Source organism: Mesorhizobium sp. M0152 (assembly GCF_040322415.1).
Classification (GTDB): Bacteria; Pseudomonadota; Alphaproteobacteria; order Rhizobiales; family Rhizobiaceae; genus Mesorhizobium.
Genome location: NZ_JAMYTH010000070.1, coordinates 1 through 15,009 on the forward strand (window position 1 = coordinate 1; position 15,009 = coordinate 15,009).

Sequence of the window (15,009 nt, forward strand, 5' to 3'; positions counted from 1 at the left end):
TGACGTAAAGGTCGGCCGAATATTTCGCCAGCCGCGTCATGTTCTGCGAGCCGCGCAATTGGCCGATCAGGCCGGCGGCATGCCATGTCGTGCCCGACGTCAGCTGCTTGCGTTCGAGCAGCACGATGTCGGTCCAGCCGAGCTTGGCAAGGTGATAGGCGACCGAACAGCCGGAGACGCCGCCGCCGATGATGACGGCCCTTGCTTTGGCGGGAACTGCCTTGGCGGTCATGCGGCCTCGCGACGGTAGCTGGAGGCAAAGCGGCGCAGCCGGAGCGCTGCTTCTTGAAGAATCGGCTCGGGCTGGCAGAGGCTGATGCGGATGTGGCCCGCGGCGATGCGACTGAAGTTGCGCCCTGCGTCACGGTCACGTTTGGCCTGCAACGACGATGCGACTTGAGAGGGAATTTCGAGAGTGGCTCGCTGCTCATTCATCGGGCAACTTCCTCCGGTTTGATGTACCATCCCCACGAACGACGTTCGGAAGTGAAGCGTGTGATCTGCTTGATTTCGAGGTAGTTTTCGAGGCCCCATCGGCCGAGCTCGCGGCCGACACCGGACTGCTTGTAGCCACCCCACGGGGCCTCGGTGAATGTCGGCTGAGAACAGTTGATCCAGACGATGCCGGCCCGGAATGCGGCCGCGACGCGCTCGGCCCGTGCATCGTCATTCGACATTACAGCCGCCGTGAGGCCGAACCGGCTGTCGTTGGCCAATTCGATCGCCTCGGCTTCGGTCGAGAATGGACGCACACCGACTACCGGCCCAAAGATTTCCTCCCGCCAAGCATCGCTTGCGAGCGGCACGTCGATGAGGATCGTCTGTTCGACAAAGAAGCCTCTTTCAAGCGTCGCCGGTCGTCCTCCACCGGAGGCGATGGTCGCGCCGGCGACCCTGGCAGCCCCGACCGCTGACAGCACCTTCCGGTGTTGCTCTTCCGAAACGAGTGGGCCGAGCAAAACGCCGTCGTCCAGACCATTGCCGATCGGGATCTTCCTGGTCTCGTCGATCAGGCGCGTTAGCAGCCGCTCGTATACGCCATCCTGCGCCAGTACGCGCGAAGTGGCCGAGCAGACCTGGCCCTGGTTCCAGAAGATGCCGAACATGATCCATTCGACGGCCTGCTCGATATCGGCGTCGTCGAATATCACGGACGGTGACTTGCCGCCGAGCTCGAGGCTGACCCGCTTGATGTCGCGAGCTGCCGCCGCCATCACTTTCGAACCGGTCGAAACTGAGCCGGTGAAGGCGAGCTTGTCGATGCCAGGATGGTCTATCAGTGCCTGGCCCGCCTGCGGGCCTAGGCCGGTGACGATGTTGAGCACGCCTCGCGGCAAACCGGCGTCGTCGACGGTCGCGCCCAACTCCAACGCGGTGAGTGGTGTCAGCTCCGAAGGCTCAAGCACCATGGCGCATCCGACAGCCAGCGCGGGTGCGGCCTTCCAGGCGGCCATCAGCAGCGGATAGTTCCAAGGAATGATCGCACCCGCGACTCCGAGTGGCTCGCGCACCACCTTTGAGGTAAAGCGGGTATCCGGAAGCGCGATCTTCTCCTCCAGGCTGTTATAGAGCCGATCGGTCAGGTCGGCATAGAATTCGAAGCAGCCGACAGCATCGCCTATGTCCCGGTCCGCTGCTGGGAAGGGCTTTCCATTGTCGATGACTTCCAGCTGGGCGAGTTCCCTCTGCCTTTCCCGGATACCGGCCGCTATCTTGCAGAGATATCCTGCACGTTCGGTATCCGATAGCTTCGGCCAGCGACCGAGGTCGAAGCCGCGGCGTGCGGCTTTCACGGCCGCCTCGATGTCCTCCGATGTCCCGGCCGGAGCCCTATGGATAACCTCTTCCGTCGCGGGGTCGATCACATCGAAGGTGCCGCCGTTTACCGGCGAGTTCCACTTCCCGTCGATATAGAGTTGGCTACGCATCCCTGTCCGTCCGTTAGTGCGACGCCGGCGCTGGAGAGACTAGACGTCTCTGACCCAGCCCATGCGATAGACCCGGCCCGTTTGGCCGCCCTCGACGCTCTTGACGTAGCCGAGTGCTACCTCTCGCACCGGCATCGAGACTGTGCCAGGAAAGAAGTCGCCGTAGAGGTGAACCGATTCCTGTACGAGAGTCGGACTGACCAGATTGATCCGCAACCCCCGCCCAAGCTCGATCGCCGCACTCCGTACGAAGCCGTCGAGGGCGCCATTGACCAGCGCGGCCGAGCTTCCCTGCCGGATCGGATCTTCGTTGGTCAGGCCGGAAGTCAAGGTAAATGACCCATTGTCTCTGATGCGCTGGAGGCCCTTCACGACGAGATTAACCTGCCCCATCAGCTTACTACGTATCCCGATCTCGAACTGTTCATTGGTGAATTGGTCCAGGGGAGCGTAGTGCACCGCACCTGCTGTGCAGACCAACGCGTCAAATGCACCAACCTTGTCGAACAGGTTATCGATAGAGTCCGGTTCGGCGATGTCGACATTGAACGAGCCGCTTGTTCGTCCGACCGTTACAATATCGTGTTTGCCAAGTTCGGCCGCCACAGCCGACCCGATAACCCCCGTCGAACCAACCAGGATAATTCGCATAGAGGCCTCTAAAATATAGCGACGCTTAAGAGGCGACCTTAAACAGCGGAGCAAGTGCGGCCCGCAGCGCCATCTCCTGCTCCGCTGAGAGTTTTGCCAGTGGCTTGCGGATGTTGCCGGTTCCGAGGCCGCGCAGTTGCGCGGCTCTGAGAACAGACGGCGTATAAGGTGCTCGCCAAATGAAAAGCAACGAGGGCAGCATGCGCTGCCAAAGTGCCAGCGCCCGCTCGTAATCCTTGGCCGTCACGAGGTTGTACAGTTCGACAGCCTCACCAGGCATATAGTTTGCTGCGCCCCAGATAACGCCGCGCGCGCCTGCCATCAGGGCATACAGGGTCGTTGTATCGCAGCCATTTAGCACGGCGCCTTTCGTCTGCAGGTACTCCTGATGCACGGTGAAGTCGCCAGCACTGTCCTTGATGTAATTGAAATTACTAAGACCGCTTAGTCGGTCAAAAAGCCGTGGCGACACGGAGATGCCGGTAGCCTGCGGGATGTTGTATCCGACAATGTCCACGCCGACCGCCGCGTCGATTTCCTTGTAGAAGTTGAAGATTCCATCTTCATCGGACGGGCCTTCCAGATACGGTGGCAAAACCATCAGCGCGTCCGCGCCGACCGATTCAGCTTGCCTTGAACGCCGGATGACTTCGTCCACATTGAGGGCCGATGTCTGGCAGATAACGTTGCAACGTCCAGCGATGCGCATCGTCCCTAGCTCGTAGAGCCGGTTGCATTCGGATTCAGTCAGGTAAGGGTGCTGGCCTGTGCCGGCCCCAAGAACTAAGCCGTGAACTCCCGCCGATACGTATTTCTCGACCAACTCCTCGAAGAGGCCGTAATCGATAGCCCCGCTTGCGTCGAACGGGGTCTGCATTGCCAGATTGATGCCCTTCAGGTCCGCCATTACATTCCTCTTATTGCTAGACTTCAGCGCCCGCTTGCTTGAAACGGAGTGCCGTGACAAACCGAACGCCCATTGATGTGACAAGTTTCGGGTATGTCCTGCTCGGAGTAGGCCGCGTCTTCAGGATCTCGATGACAGCCGAAGATTGCCCCGTGGCCAGTTCGGCGACGGCCTTGCCAAAGGCGGCACCTCGAGCGACGCCGGTTCCATTGCAAAAGGCGGCACCGTAGACGTTTTCCGCTAACTCGCCGAAGACCATTCCGCCATTTTGCGCGAGCGTGAGTAGACCACCCCAGCTGGCCTCGAAGCCCATTGAAGAGAGCCCAGGCCATCTACGGTCGAATGCTACTTGCTGCTGGGTTCGCGCCCTCAGGACGTCTTGTTCCGTGGTCTTGAAATTCATTGCGTACGAATAAACATTTCTAAGGAAAAGACGGTTGTCGATCGTACGTCGTACCGTGGTCCCAAAACTGTTGGCCGGAATTAACCCATAGGCTTGTTTGTTGCCTACTTGGGAAAGCTCGCTCTCCGTGAGCCGTCGAGTCATGCTCGCAAAAGTGTAGAGCGGTATGGCGCGATTGTCGAAGAATCCAAACTTCGTCAGATAGCCTGACGCGCAGATGATAACCTTCGAAGCCCTGATTGTTCCGCCGGGCGTCTCGCAGATATGTTTCGGCGCGCCGAACTGCACCGCCACGATGGGAGTGTTTTCATGGACGGTAACGTTCGCGGGCAGGCTTTTTACAGCGTTCTTGAGATACTTCGCCGGCTGGACCAGGATGGTGCCGGGGTGGTGCAAAGCTTTGATGTAGTGCTTGCTGCCGGTGATCGCCTGGATTTCGGGGGTCTCAACCCAGCTGTAGTTCTGGCCAAGCTTATCGAGCGCCTCCGAAAAGCGATGCAGGTCCTCCACACCGTGAGACGTGGCCGCGCTGTGGTATTTTCCCTGTGGGTCCCAGTCGCACTCCACCCCATGCTCTTCGACCGCGCTTCGGATGTAGGCGATCCCCTCCAGGTTAACGAACAGCTCTTCCTTGTTCCCCTTGATGTCTTCGACGAAATCGCGCTTTCTGGGATTGTGCGCAAGGTCGATGACGAACCCCATGCAGCGTCCCGATGCATTGTCACCAATGCGGCCAGCATCCACCAGGGTCACAGAGGACTGGGGATTGAGTTCGGCATATCGACGAGCCGCATGCAACCCCATCCAGCCGCCGCCAATCACCAGGCAGTCACAGGCAACGTCACCTTCTTGCGGCACCAACGCCAGCTCCGGTCTTGCCGTAGCGTACCAGCCGGAGACTGTCGGCTCGGGGTGTGGCGGCTGCACGACAATCCGCTCTTGTGTCATGGTTTGAACCTCGCGAGGTGAAGGCGACGCTGGCGAGGTAGTCGCCCACGGCTCGCTCTGGCGTTGTTTCCCTCCCGGAATAGACCATGTGCCGCGGGTCTCGTAGACGGAAAAGATCGCGTCTGATATAGACCTTCTTCATGTCGAAGCTTCGTGACAGATCACCACAAGTCAGTTGCTTTTTGTCCTCGAAGCGGCGGCCCGCACCTGAGGTTCAAGAGTGCAGTAGCGAGCTTAACGTGACGAAGCCGAGCGTCTCCCATTCGATCAAATGTTTGAAAAGCAGTACAGGACCGCACTCTTTGCCCGAGATAATCGAGGAGTGTAACGGACCGAGCCTGGCAGCCAGCTCTATAGCGAGGTGAGCACCAGCTTCCGCCATCTGGCAGGCTTGAGTCCATCTCCGATCGCGGAACCAAGTGCATCCGACATCTCTAAATTAGCGGCCCATTTGGCTCGCGCCCGAACTCCATCATTTTCCAGGAAGGAAGGGCATCCAAATGTGGCTACCGATTGGGATGCCGATCGTGAGATCGACATTTTGGTGTCTCGGGATTTTGTGGCGACGTCATCATCTTTTTTCGTCTGCTCAGCCGTATACCTTTATCGTGCCCCGCTCCACACGCCCTCGAAGATCTCATCGGCCAATCAGTTGATGCATTCGTTTGATGCTTTTCGCAATCGGCTGGCGGCCTTCTTTCTGTTAGCCGGCGATGATGCCAACCAGAACAGGTGCAAGATTTTGGCGCCGGTTGTTCCTCGGCCAGTCCAAAGAAACTCCGCCCGTGACCCTAATTGCCCCTACGTGGCCTATGCCTCGCAGCTTGGCCATGAGCGACCGAGATATAAACTGGGTTTAAGGCTGGCGAAACCTTTTGTAAATTCTCAGGACAATTGCTAGCGCCGATCAACAGCACTTGGCGGAATGCATCTCCAAAATTGAAGGGGTCATGTTGTCCTCGCATAACAACCCGCTTGATACCCCCGTGTTATGGTACCGTGATTTTATCTCACCTAGAAAAATGGTCCGCCTCTCCGGCGCCCGCAATAAATGTCACCGAGCCTGAGCGTCCGCTGCCTTTCCGGGATCAAGGTCACTATCGATGGCAGCCTCGATAGAAACTTCGAGGATATTCAAAGACTCGTCGATGAGTGCGTCCGATAGCGTCAATGGAACAAGGAAGCGTATCACGTTGAAGTGCCGGCCGGCTGATGCTAGCAACAAACCCCGATTAGCTGCTTCCTTGATTACTTTGGCGGTAAGGGATCCCGCAGGCTTGCGTGTCTCTTCATCTTCTACCAGTTCTACACCGATCATTGCGCCCAGCCCACGGATGTCACCAATTACTGAACGGTTTGTCTTCTTCTGAATCCGCTGCAGGCCAGCCTTAAGGCGCTCGCCGACCTCCTGGGCCCGGTTGAGCAGGTTTTCCTTGTCGATGACATCCAGAACGGCCAATGCTGCTGCACATGCCAACGGGTTACCCGCGTACGTTCCGCCCAGGCCGCCGACGCCCACGGAATCCATGATCTCGGCTTTGCCGACGACTGCCGCAATCGGGAGGCCAGCTGCCAGGCTCTTGGCCATCAGAATCAAATCAGGTTGGACGCCAGTGTGTTCTATTGCAAAGAGACGGCCGGTTCTCCCCATGCCGCACTGGACCTCGTCGGCCACGAGGACAATGCCATGCCGGTCGCAGAGGCGTCGGACGCCTACCATGAACTCAACTGGTGCGGGGATGTAGCCGCCTTCGCCTATAAGCGGCTCGATGACGATCGCCGCGACGGCGCTTGGCTCAATGTCGGTTTCGAATATCGTGTCCAATGACGTAAGGCAGTGCTCGACGCTGACACCCCGATAGAGATCCGGGTATGGCACGCGATAGATGCTGCCAGGAAAAGGCCCAAACGACTGTTTGTAAGGGTCGACCTTACCCGTCATCGCCATCGTCAACAGCGTGCGACCATGAAATGCGCCGCCAAACACAATGATTCCGCGGCGCTTAGTATACGCACGGGAAATTTTGACAGCGTTCTCGACCGCTTCAGCTCCCGTAGTAAGGAGCAAGGTCTTGGCCGGTCCGCCAACGTTGGATAGCTTGTTCAAACGCTCCGCAAGGGCGATATAGCTTTCATAAGGAGCTGTCCCAAAGAAAGTGTGACTGAACCTATTAACCTGAGCCTGTACGGCAGCGACAACGTCAGGATGCGAATGTCCGACTGCCAAGGCGCCCATCCCGCCCACGAAATCAATGTATCGCCGTCCCTCGACATCCCAAAGCTCAGCATTTCGAGCCCGGTCCACATATATCGGGAAGGACCAGGAGGCCCCAGCGGAAACAGCAGCCTTCCGGCGCTCGTCTAGAACAATAGATAGCATTCAACTAACCTTCTGTTGTTACCATGAGGTAACTGTAATAAATACATTCTGCTTCGACAAGAGCCGCGGCCGGCCCCATGGGGGCATGCAAGATTACTTGTCCGCACTTTCTTCGCGTCTAGCGAGCCTGAAGCAAGCATCGCGCCATTTTCCTTAAGGCCTTGCAATCACACTGCTTTTGCTGGGGTGGGGCGTCGCCAGAACAATCTGCAAACCTTCTTCTGTCCGAAGTTGGACAAGAATGTCGGAAGCCAAACAAAGATGCGCCGCTCGCCAGAAACTACTTCGAAATCATCGGATATGTTTCCGTCAAAACGTGGAACCTCTAGTTGAGACGTGTGCTCTGGTATATCTAGACAGGTTTATTGATCTGTGATTCTTTCAATCAATACAATGGATTGAGGGATGCGATGTCACGTCGGCATTGATCAGCAAAGTTTGGTTTTGCTGTTGATGGCGGCCAGCATTCGTCTTTGGATGCGCTTGCCAGACCGATTGACTGGGTGCCGATCGATCGGGCCCTTTGTGTGGTTTCCTGCTCTGCGAAGGTCGAGCCTGCCTGGCCGCCAGAGGCTTTGTTCAAGGCGATGCTGCTGTCGATCTGGTACGACTTGTCCGACGTCAAGCTTGCCGAGGCGCTGGACGATAGAGGATCGTTCCGACGGTTCTGCGGGTTTTCGGTTCAAGAACCGATACCTGAGCGAACGGCTTTCGTGCGTTTTCGAAAGGCCCTTGTGGCCCATGGCCTGGACAAGACGCTGTTCGACGAGATCACCCGCCAGTTCAAGGCCAAAGAGATTCAGGTGAAGACCGGTAGGCTTGTCGATGCGACGATTATTGCCTCGGCCAGTGAGGATGACGAAGAGGGCATTGGGTCAAGCATAAGGGCCTACCAGCGGTTCATGGCTTCAAGGCCCATGTGCCGATGCCGATACAGCCCTGGTCGAGGAGATCGCCATTACGCCCGCCAACATCAACGACGGCAAGGCCGGTCCCGATGCTGTACCCGACAACCCCAGCGAGGTGTTTGCCGATAGCGGCTATCGCGGCAGCCATGTCGGTGACGCGGTGCGTGCCAAGGGTGGAACGCCACACATGTCGCCACCGGCATGTGGGGACGGGATGAAGCCGACACACTGGCACGCCTTGAGGTCTGGAACCAACCAATCCACCGCATTCGGGGCCGGATCGAGAAGATTTTCGGAACCTGGAAGCGAAGCTACGGCCTTTGCCGGATGCGATGGCGAGGGCTTGCAAAGGCAGGCGTTCAAATTCGCCTCACCGCCATCGCCTACAATAATGAAACGCAGTTTGAAGGTCATCGTCATCGCTATGGCTGGATAGCGGCAAAAACACCTCTGACGCTCATACGAGAGTGCCAGAAGACCTCGCCGACCGCGTCGGCGCTGATATCAGGTCTCCTAGACTAGTGCCCGTCCATAAACGGTAAGCTGCTGAAATTACTGGAGGAATCACCAAATTTCCGCAGGAGAGGCCCGACGGTTTCAGGTACACTTTAGATCATACCACTGATTCTAAAGGGAAACCCGCAACCGCCGGAGCCGACAATGCGCCAAGAACGCACCGTCCAATCCAGTGTATTCGATCTTTTCGCCGAACACGAGATCGGCCGTGAGCTGAAAGCCATATCGCAGTGGCTGGACGAACATCGCGATCTGCTCGGGCTGGTGACGCGGGACCTGCGCCGGCATGGGGTCAGGGAAACCGGTCGCGCGGGCCTGCCGACGGAGGCCGTGCTTCGCTGCGCGCTACTCAAGCAGCATCGCCAGTTGAGCTATCAGGAGCTGGCCTTCCATCTCGAAGACTCCGCCTCGTTCCGAGCCTTTGCCCGGCTGCCGTGGGGATGGAGCCCGAAGAAATCGGTGTTGCACAAGACGATCTGCGCGATCCGGGCGCAAACCTGGGAAGAGATCAATCGGAGGCTGTTGACGAGCGCCCGGCGGGACAGGTTGGAAAACGGCAAGGTCGTACGTGTCGACAGCACCGTCACCGCAGCATTCATCCACACGCCAAGCGACAACAGCCTGTTATGGGACGCCGTGCGGGTGATGGTGCGGCTGCTCTACGCGGCCGATGCCTTGGGCAGCGCCACCCCATGGCATGATCACTGCCGCGCGGCGAAGAAGCGGGCCCGTACGATCGAGTATGCCCGCAGCCGTCTCCAACGGGTCAAGTCCTATCGCGAGCTGCTCAGGATCACCCACAAAACCCTGGCCTATCTGGACCAGGCGGCGGCGCAGTTGCCCCTGGCGACGGACCCGGCCGGCGAACTCTGGCAGGCCACCGTCTGCCACTACCGGCCGCTGATCGAGCAGATCATCGCCCAGTCCGAGCGGCGGGTCCTGGGCGGCGAGGCGGTGCCCGCCGGCGAGAAGCTGGTAAGCCTCTTCGAGCCGCATGCCGACATCATCGTCAAGGGCCGTCGCGATGTCGATTACGGCCACAAGCTCAATCTGACCACCGGCAGAAGCGGCCTGATCCTGGATCTCGTCATCGAGGCCGGCAACCCGGCCGACAGCGAGCGTCTGCTGCCAATGCTGGAGCGCCACATCGCTTTTTATGGCCAAGCGCCGCGGCAGGCGGCCGCCGATGGCGGCTTTGCCAGCCGTGCCAATCTGAGCCAGGCCAAGGCCTGGGGCGTGCGCGACATGGCCTTCCACAAGAAGGCGGGCCTCAAAATAGAAGACATGGTCAAGAGCCGCTGGGTCTACCGCAAGCTGAGGAACTTCCGCGCCGGCATCGAGGCCGACATCTCCTGCCTGAAACGCGCCTACGGTCTGGCCTGCTGCACCTGGCGTGGGCTCACCCGCTTCAAGGCTTACGTCTGGTCCTCGGTGGTCGCTTACAACCTCGCCCTCTTCGCCCGCCTCACACCCAACTGACCCCCCACTCATCGGGTCGCCCTCAATGGCATGCCGGCAAGCGCGGCCGATACCTTATGCCCGCATGACCGTTGCAAACAATCTCGGTCGCGATCTCAACGTCTCGCGCCATAACGCGCCGCAAGAACAGCATGAATTGGGCCGCCAAACTGGCTCAGAACACTCGCAAAAACAGCGTTTATGGATGCGCACTAGACTAGTATAGGATGAACTCGTTGCGAGATCGCGGCGGATAGAGATACGCGCCATTGCGCCACCGGGATCGAGCGGCTCACCTGACTTCCGTGGCTCTTGACTGAGAAGCTTGAAGTGCGTCCGACGTGTCTACCGCCGCGGCACAACGACAATGTCGGTGTCGCAATTGCTCAATTGCTAAAGTGTTGGCGCAACCGCCGATTTGGCCAATGATCCGCCATTTGCGGGCGAGACTGTCCTCAAAAGCCGGGCGCTTCTGCTCAGACGCGAGAGGATGGCGTTCGACGCCGCCGCTCAGAGTTCTTTCCGAAGATGACAGGCCTTCATGGAAGACTTAGCTTGGCAGTGCGGCCACCGTCCACGACGAAGATCTGGCCAGTGACGAATGAAGCCTCGTCGGAGGCAATCCATGCGACCATAGCCGCGACTTCCTCAACACGGCCAGTCCGACCTAATGGATGAATGGCACCCAGCCGCCCCCGCGCCTGCTCGGGCAACGCAGCGACGAAATTAACGTTGAGATCCGTATCGATCCAGCCAGGAGCCACGCCGTTGCAACGCACCCCGTCTGGCCCGCCATCAACCGCCACGGCACGCGTCAGGCCATGCAACCCCGCCTTCGAGGCACAATAGGCCGCGTGTCCGGGGTTGGACGCCAATCCCTCTATCGAGCCGATATTGACGATGGCGCCGCGGCTTCTGCAAAGATGAGGCATGGCGCGACGGATCAGCAGGAACGGAGCATCAAGATTGAGGGCCATCGTGCGTCGCCACTCGCCCAGCCCCGTCTCATTTACCTTCGCTTCAACCATGCGCCCAGCGTTGTTGACGAGGATATCGAGCCGGCCGGCCTTTTGAACGACATCGTCAATGATCGCGGCCGGAATGTCGGGGTCGCAAAGGTCCGCGACCATCGTTTCTATACGGCCAGCCTCTTCAAGCTGAACCGCAAAAACCCTGGCTCCCTCACTGGCAAGCCTGTCGGCGATTGCCGCCCCAATGCCACTGCTGGCGCCGGTTACCAGGGCGACCTTCCCGGCGAAGCGGGTCACGCTACAGCCTTTCCGCCGTTCACCTCGACTAGCGCGCCGCACATGCAACGCGCAGCATCGGACGCCAAGGACACGACAGCATCAGCGATGTCTTCCGGCAGGGCGACTCGACCAAGCGGCACCGAGTCGTCCCGGTCAGCCATCGCCGCATTCGAGTCCAGTCCGCGTATGGCGAAGCCGGTGCGCAGCATTGGCGTGTCGAATTCCTTGCGGCACACCGCCTTGACCCGGTCACCTTGTCCCGCGCGGTCGCGGCCCATCCAATGCGTTAGCGACGCGAGCGCTGTCTTGGGCGGTGAAGTCGGCCTTGCCCAGTGCGACCGTAAGACGGATAGTTGCGTTTCTGTCGCGGAAGATTCCGACACCTTGTAGCCGACCACCTGTCGCGTGGCATACGCGATACTAAGGACAAGTTTCTCAATCAGACAGGACTGCTGGGTGGGCCTGATACGACGGCCATACGCAACTTCGTACAACGCCGGTCTGGCGCGGCCACTCAAGGTCCGCAGTTTCAATTTGAATCGTCGTGCGAGCATTTGCCTGAAGCCCGCTTTCTCTGTTAGGTGCCCGAGCCTCCGCCCTCCGCCAGTACGATCTAGCTCAGGTTCAAAGGCGTCGCGCAAAAGATTCTGCAGTCTGTCCGATGCAGGCGAAATCGCCAGGGGCCCCGCAACCCGCCTCATGAGACCGGAGGGATCATCGATTCGGTGCCGGGTGCCGGTATCGTCCAGCACTTCGATGGGACCCGATCTTACGATGTCTGGCGGGTTCAGGACGCAGGTCGGCAAAATGCAGGACCCGGCGTGACACCCAAACAGGGGGCCAGGCTTGGTGAGCCAATTGCACGACCACGATGATCCATCGTGTTCACGAAGACTCTCGGCGGACAGGCAGCGTACCAACCAGTTGAGCGCACTACGCGATGCATTCTCCCGCACCTTCGCGTCGCGCGCCTGAGTTTCGCAATTTGCCGCGGAAGGCATTCTCTCGTCCATTTAGGCTCCTGTGGCCAGGTGCGGCAAATACGCGGGGCGCTTGCTGCCACCGCGGGCAGCTCCTGCTGCCCCGCTACAAGAAAGGTTCAAAAGTCGTGCCAACTGAGCAGAAGAACGTCAAAAAAAGATCATTGGTTACTATTCAAAGACTTAAATGAGAATGCTTCACCAGCCGAGCCGAACTCACGGTGTCACCCACGCAACAAAACCGACAGTTGGTGTCGGTACCTGGGGTGGTATCCCATAACATGGTCTAAATCGGCGGTGACGAAGTCGCCTGCGAGCGCGCCCTCAATTGACCACTTGCGCCGAGACCGGGCTTTCTGAATGTGCTCACTGAATGAGCAGCAGAAAGGAAGCTCTCATGTCGGTAGGAAAGAAATTCATTAGCCTCGACGTTCAGGACGCTATTGCCAAGGCGATTGCAGATGATGGCTTGGATAGGTAGGTTCGCTCTTTCGGCACGATTGCCAATCGGCCGGAAGCATTACATGCGACGGTAAAGAAGATCGGGCAAAAAATGGCGCGGAGCTTCGCGCCTGCTACGAATCGGGGCATGCGGGTTCATCATTTATCGTTCCTCGCAAAGATCGGTGTGGACTGCTTGGTGATCTCACCTCCGTCAATGCCGCGACGGACGGGAGGTCTGGCGAAGACCGATCGGCGGGATGCGCAGACAATGGCAGCCTGCTGCGCCGGCGAGCTTGTCGCGGAGTGGGTTCCGGTTGGAGCGCATGAAGCTGTTCGGGATGTCGTCCGCGCCAGACGGCAGGCGGAAGACGATCTTTCTGCGGTCAAGTCGATCCTTTTGCGGCACAGTCGACGGTTCACGGGAAACCCATCTGGGGCAAAGCTCATCGGGCTGACTGCCGGAACAAAAGTTTGCCTTTGCCTCCAGCAATTCGTCTTCGAGGAATACAGGAATACAGGCGCGCATCCACGATCTGATGGACCGCTGCAACCGGCTAGACGACGTTTGAAGGACGCCGTCTCAGGTTGGGTACTGTCCCCTTGGTGCAATGCGCCTCAGGCCTTCCGAGGAATAAAGTTGACGGCGGCCGTCACCCTCGTTGCGGAGATCAGACGATCTGCATCGGTTCGACACATCCCCAAACAGCTGCTGCATGGCTTGGCCTGGTGCCGGGCGAGCATTGCAGCGGCAAGAGGATCAAGCGCGGAGAGAGCACCCGAACTGGTAACGCGGCAGCCCGGACGATGCTGATCGAATCGGCATGGCATTATCGCTTCCCGCCCGCGCCGCGTCTGGAAAGCAGACGGTCAAGCTTGCGGCCGCGGTCGCGCGGGAGCTTGCCGGGTTCGTCTGGGACATTGCGCGGCACTCGCCGATCGCTGTTGGAGCACGCCGGTAGAGCGCGCAGAGCGAAGCTGGTCGCGGTTTCGCAGCCCGGAGCGCGCGATCTCCAGGCTCTACCGGAGTGGTGACGAACGGAAACAAACATAAGACTTGGCTGGCGTGCTGCGCGGCCTGGTCGATGTAGGATAACCTCGATACGGCTAGGCGGTCTTAGTAATGCCAAGATGACGACCGAACTCCTCGAGCATCTCACCACAACTGCGAGATCATCGAGACCGGAAAAGAATCCTGACGCTCCAAAACCGCCGCTGATCACACCATCAACCGATCCGCACTCGCTGGGCTGCGCAACGCCGACCTGCTAGCTAGCTCTGGCGAGCGCTGACGCCCGCGGGTTACACAAGAGCGAGATGACGCTCCAAGAATACGCAAAATCGGATCGGCGTGCGAGAAGATGATGATTGCATGAGCAAAAACGATCGAACAGATCTGGATTGGAAAACATCTCAAGCCGCCGAACTCGCTTTCGAGATTTGGACCCGATCCGCGCCACTGACCATCGGCACCAAGCGCCGCAAACAAAGGCCTCACAGACGCGCGTGCTCGATCCCGGCGATAGCGCCCACTGTCGCTACGGCTTCTTTCAATGGCTTACGACCGAGGTCCGAAGACCAGTGGCTGTGGCGGGGAAGGGGAGGGCGGCATGGTGCGCAAGCCATATTCGAACGGTCTTCTTTGCCGGATTGTTGCTTCGGTTGAGGACGGGCTTTCACGCCGACAACTGCCGCGCGCTATGATGTCGGCACAAGCATGGTAATCCCATCGATCGAACGCTTTCGAGAGACGGGCAGCGTAGCCCAAGGTGCTCAGAAGCTCAAGCGCCCACCGCGACCCGCCAGGGCTAGGAACTCGGGTTAGTGCGCCGGGAGACCGGCAAGGAGTAGGTGGTGAAAGTCCACTGCGATGAAGGAGTAGCGAACCACATCGGCCCCGAGCCGTGCGCAGGCATCCGCGAGGATGTCGGCGAAGCGTCGGCAGGGGAGCGTATAGGCCAGCCATCGAGCCACGAAAGGGTTCTGATTCCGGATGCCGACGCCGTTAACCTAGCGGAAGGCGAAACGGACGGGCGCGATTTCGCGAGCGCTTGGACGATCCGGCGTGGTCTGAGACCCTGGCATGTGCGGAAGCTCCTTGTACGGGAACCGGGAGATCTCTGGATTGGCCATCCGTCCCAAGACGGGGTGGATGGTCCGCAACGGGAAGGCGAGGAGCCGTAGCCGTTGATGCACGATCCAGAGAAGTCTGACACCGGCATAGTAGCTGTGAAGCCGA

15 protein-coding genes and 1 pseudogene are annotated in these 15,009 nt (G+C 59.2%); 4 read left to right on the top strand and 12 right to left on the bottom strand.

From position 1 onward, the window contains the following. The 7 genes from NKJ26_RS31900 to gabT form a co-directional block, all read right to left on the bottom strand. On the bottom strand, positions 1 to 232 hold a 232-nt coding region (locus NKJ26_RS31900), incomplete at its 3' end, for an NAD(P)/FAD-dependent oxidoreductase (protein ID WP_164762706.1). Then, positions 229 to 435 carry a hypothetical protein gene (locus NKJ26_RS31905; protein WP_352699745.1) on the bottom strand — a complete coding sequence of 69 codons (207 nt, stop codon included), beginning with the start codon at positions 433 to 435 and terminating at the stop codon, positions 229 to 231. The genes NKJ26_RS31900 and NKJ26_RS31905, both read right to left, overlap by 4 nt. Continuing rightward, complete coding sequence (locus tag NKJ26_RS31910) at positions 432 to 1,928, bottom strand: aldehyde dehydrogenase family protein (protein WP_352699721.1); 1,497 nt, start codon at positions 1,926 to 1,928, stop codon at positions 432 to 434. The genes NKJ26_RS31905 and NKJ26_RS31910 overlap by 4 nt, the downstream gene beginning before the upstream one ends. Before the next feature lie 39 nt (positions 1,929 to 1,967). Then, positions 1,968 to 2,579 (bottom strand): short chain dehydrogenase, encoded by a 612-nt coding sequence (locus NKJ26_RS31915; RefSeq protein WP_352699723.1) that lies wholly within the window; start codon positions 2,577 to 2,579, stop codon positions 1,968 to 1,970. A 25-nt stretch (positions 2,580 to 2,604) separates the two neighbouring features. Beyond that, positions 2,605 to 3,486, bottom strand: coding sequence for a dihydrodipicolinate synthase family protein (locus NKJ26_RS31920; RefSeq protein WP_352699725.1), 882 nt, complete (start codon positions 3,484 to 3,486; stop codon positions 2,605 to 2,607). A 16-nt stretch (positions 3,487 to 3,502) separates the two neighbouring features. Next, on the bottom strand, positions 3,503 to 4,837 hold the full coding sequence (locus NKJ26_RS31925) for an NAD(P)/FAD-dependent oxidoreductase (RefSeq protein WP_352699727.1): 1,335 nt from the start codon (positions 4,835 to 4,837) through the stop codon (positions 3,503 to 3,505). A 1,054-nt stretch (positions 4,838 to 5,891) separates the two neighbouring features. Then, a complete protein-coding gene (gene gabT, locus NKJ26_RS31930) occupies positions 5,892 to 7,217 on the bottom strand; it encodes a 4-aminobutyrate--2-oxoglutarate transaminase (RefSeq protein WP_352699729.1) in 1,326 nt (441 codons plus the stop codon). A gap of 527 nt (positions 7,218 to 7,744) precedes the next feature. On the opposite strand from gabT, the pseudogene NKJ26_RS33710 reads away from it, so the two are divergent. Continuing rightward, positions 7,745 to 7,885 (top strand): annotated as a pseudogene (locus NKJ26_RS33710) (transposase); the annotation flags it as partial. A 232-nt stretch (positions 7,886 to 8,117) separates the two neighbouring features. Here the strand turns inward: NKJ26_RS33710 and NKJ26_RS31940 are convergent. Further along, complete coding sequence (locus NKJ26_RS31940) at positions 8,118 to 8,312, bottom strand: hypothetical protein (RefSeq protein ID WP_352699747.1); 195 nt, start codon at positions 8,310 to 8,312, stop codon at positions 8,118 to 8,120. 14 nt (positions 8,313 to 8,326) lie between these two features. Between NKJ26_RS31940 and NKJ26_RS31945 the strand changes: the two genes are divergently transcribed. Beyond that, positions 8,327 to 8,647 carry a transposase gene (locus tag NKJ26_RS31945; RefSeq protein ID WP_352699731.1) on the top strand — a complete coding sequence of 107 codons (321 nt, stop codon included), beginning with the start codon at positions 8,327 to 8,329 and terminating at the stop codon, positions 8,645 to 8,647. 138 nt (positions 8,648 to 8,785) lie between these two features. After that, positions 8,786 to 10,120: an ISNCY family transposase gene (locus NKJ26_RS31950; RefSeq protein ID WP_352699733.1), complete on the top strand. Its 1,335-nt coding sequence runs from the start codon at positions 8,786 to 8,788 to the stop codon at positions 10,118 to 10,120. 518 nt (positions 10,121 to 10,638) lie between these two features. On the opposite strand, the gene NKJ26_RS31955 is transcribed toward NKJ26_RS31950, so the two are convergent. The 3 genes from NKJ26_RS31955 to NKJ26_RS31965 form a co-directional block, all read right to left on the bottom strand. Then, on the bottom strand, positions 10,639 to 11,367 hold the full coding sequence (locus NKJ26_RS31955) for an SDR family NAD(P)-dependent oxidoreductase (RefSeq protein WP_352699735.1): 729 nt from the start codon (positions 11,365 to 11,367) through the stop codon (positions 10,639 to 10,641). Beyond that, complete coding sequence (locus NKJ26_RS31960) at positions 11,364 to 11,882, bottom strand: SDR family oxidoreductase (protein WP_352699737.1); 519 nt, start codon at positions 11,880 to 11,882, stop codon at positions 11,364 to 11,366. Before NKJ26_RS31960 ends, NKJ26_RS31955 begins: the two co-directional genes overlap by 4 nt. Before the next feature lie 1,102 nt (positions 11,883 to 12,984). Continuing rightward, positions 12,985 to 13,299 carry a hypothetical protein gene (locus NKJ26_RS31965; protein ID WP_352699739.1) on the bottom strand — a complete coding sequence of 105 codons (315 nt, stop codon included), beginning with the start codon at positions 13,297 to 13,299 and terminating at the stop codon, positions 12,985 to 12,987. A gap of 200 nt (positions 13,300 to 13,499) precedes the next feature. Between NKJ26_RS31965 and NKJ26_RS31970 the strand changes: the two genes are divergently transcribed. Further along, on the top strand, positions 13,500 to 13,805 hold the full coding sequence (locus NKJ26_RS31970; RefSeq protein WP_352699741.1) for a hypothetical protein: 306 nt from the start codon (positions 13,500 to 13,502) through the stop codon (positions 13,803 to 13,805). Between the two features lie 975 nt (positions 13,806 to 14,780). Here NKJ26_RS31970 and NKJ26_RS31975 read toward each other — a convergent pair. Beyond that, positions 14,781 to 15,009, bottom strand: a 229-nt coding sequence (locus NKJ26_RS31975; RefSeq protein WP_352699743.1) for a hypothetical protein, incomplete at its 5' end; no start/stop codon positions are given.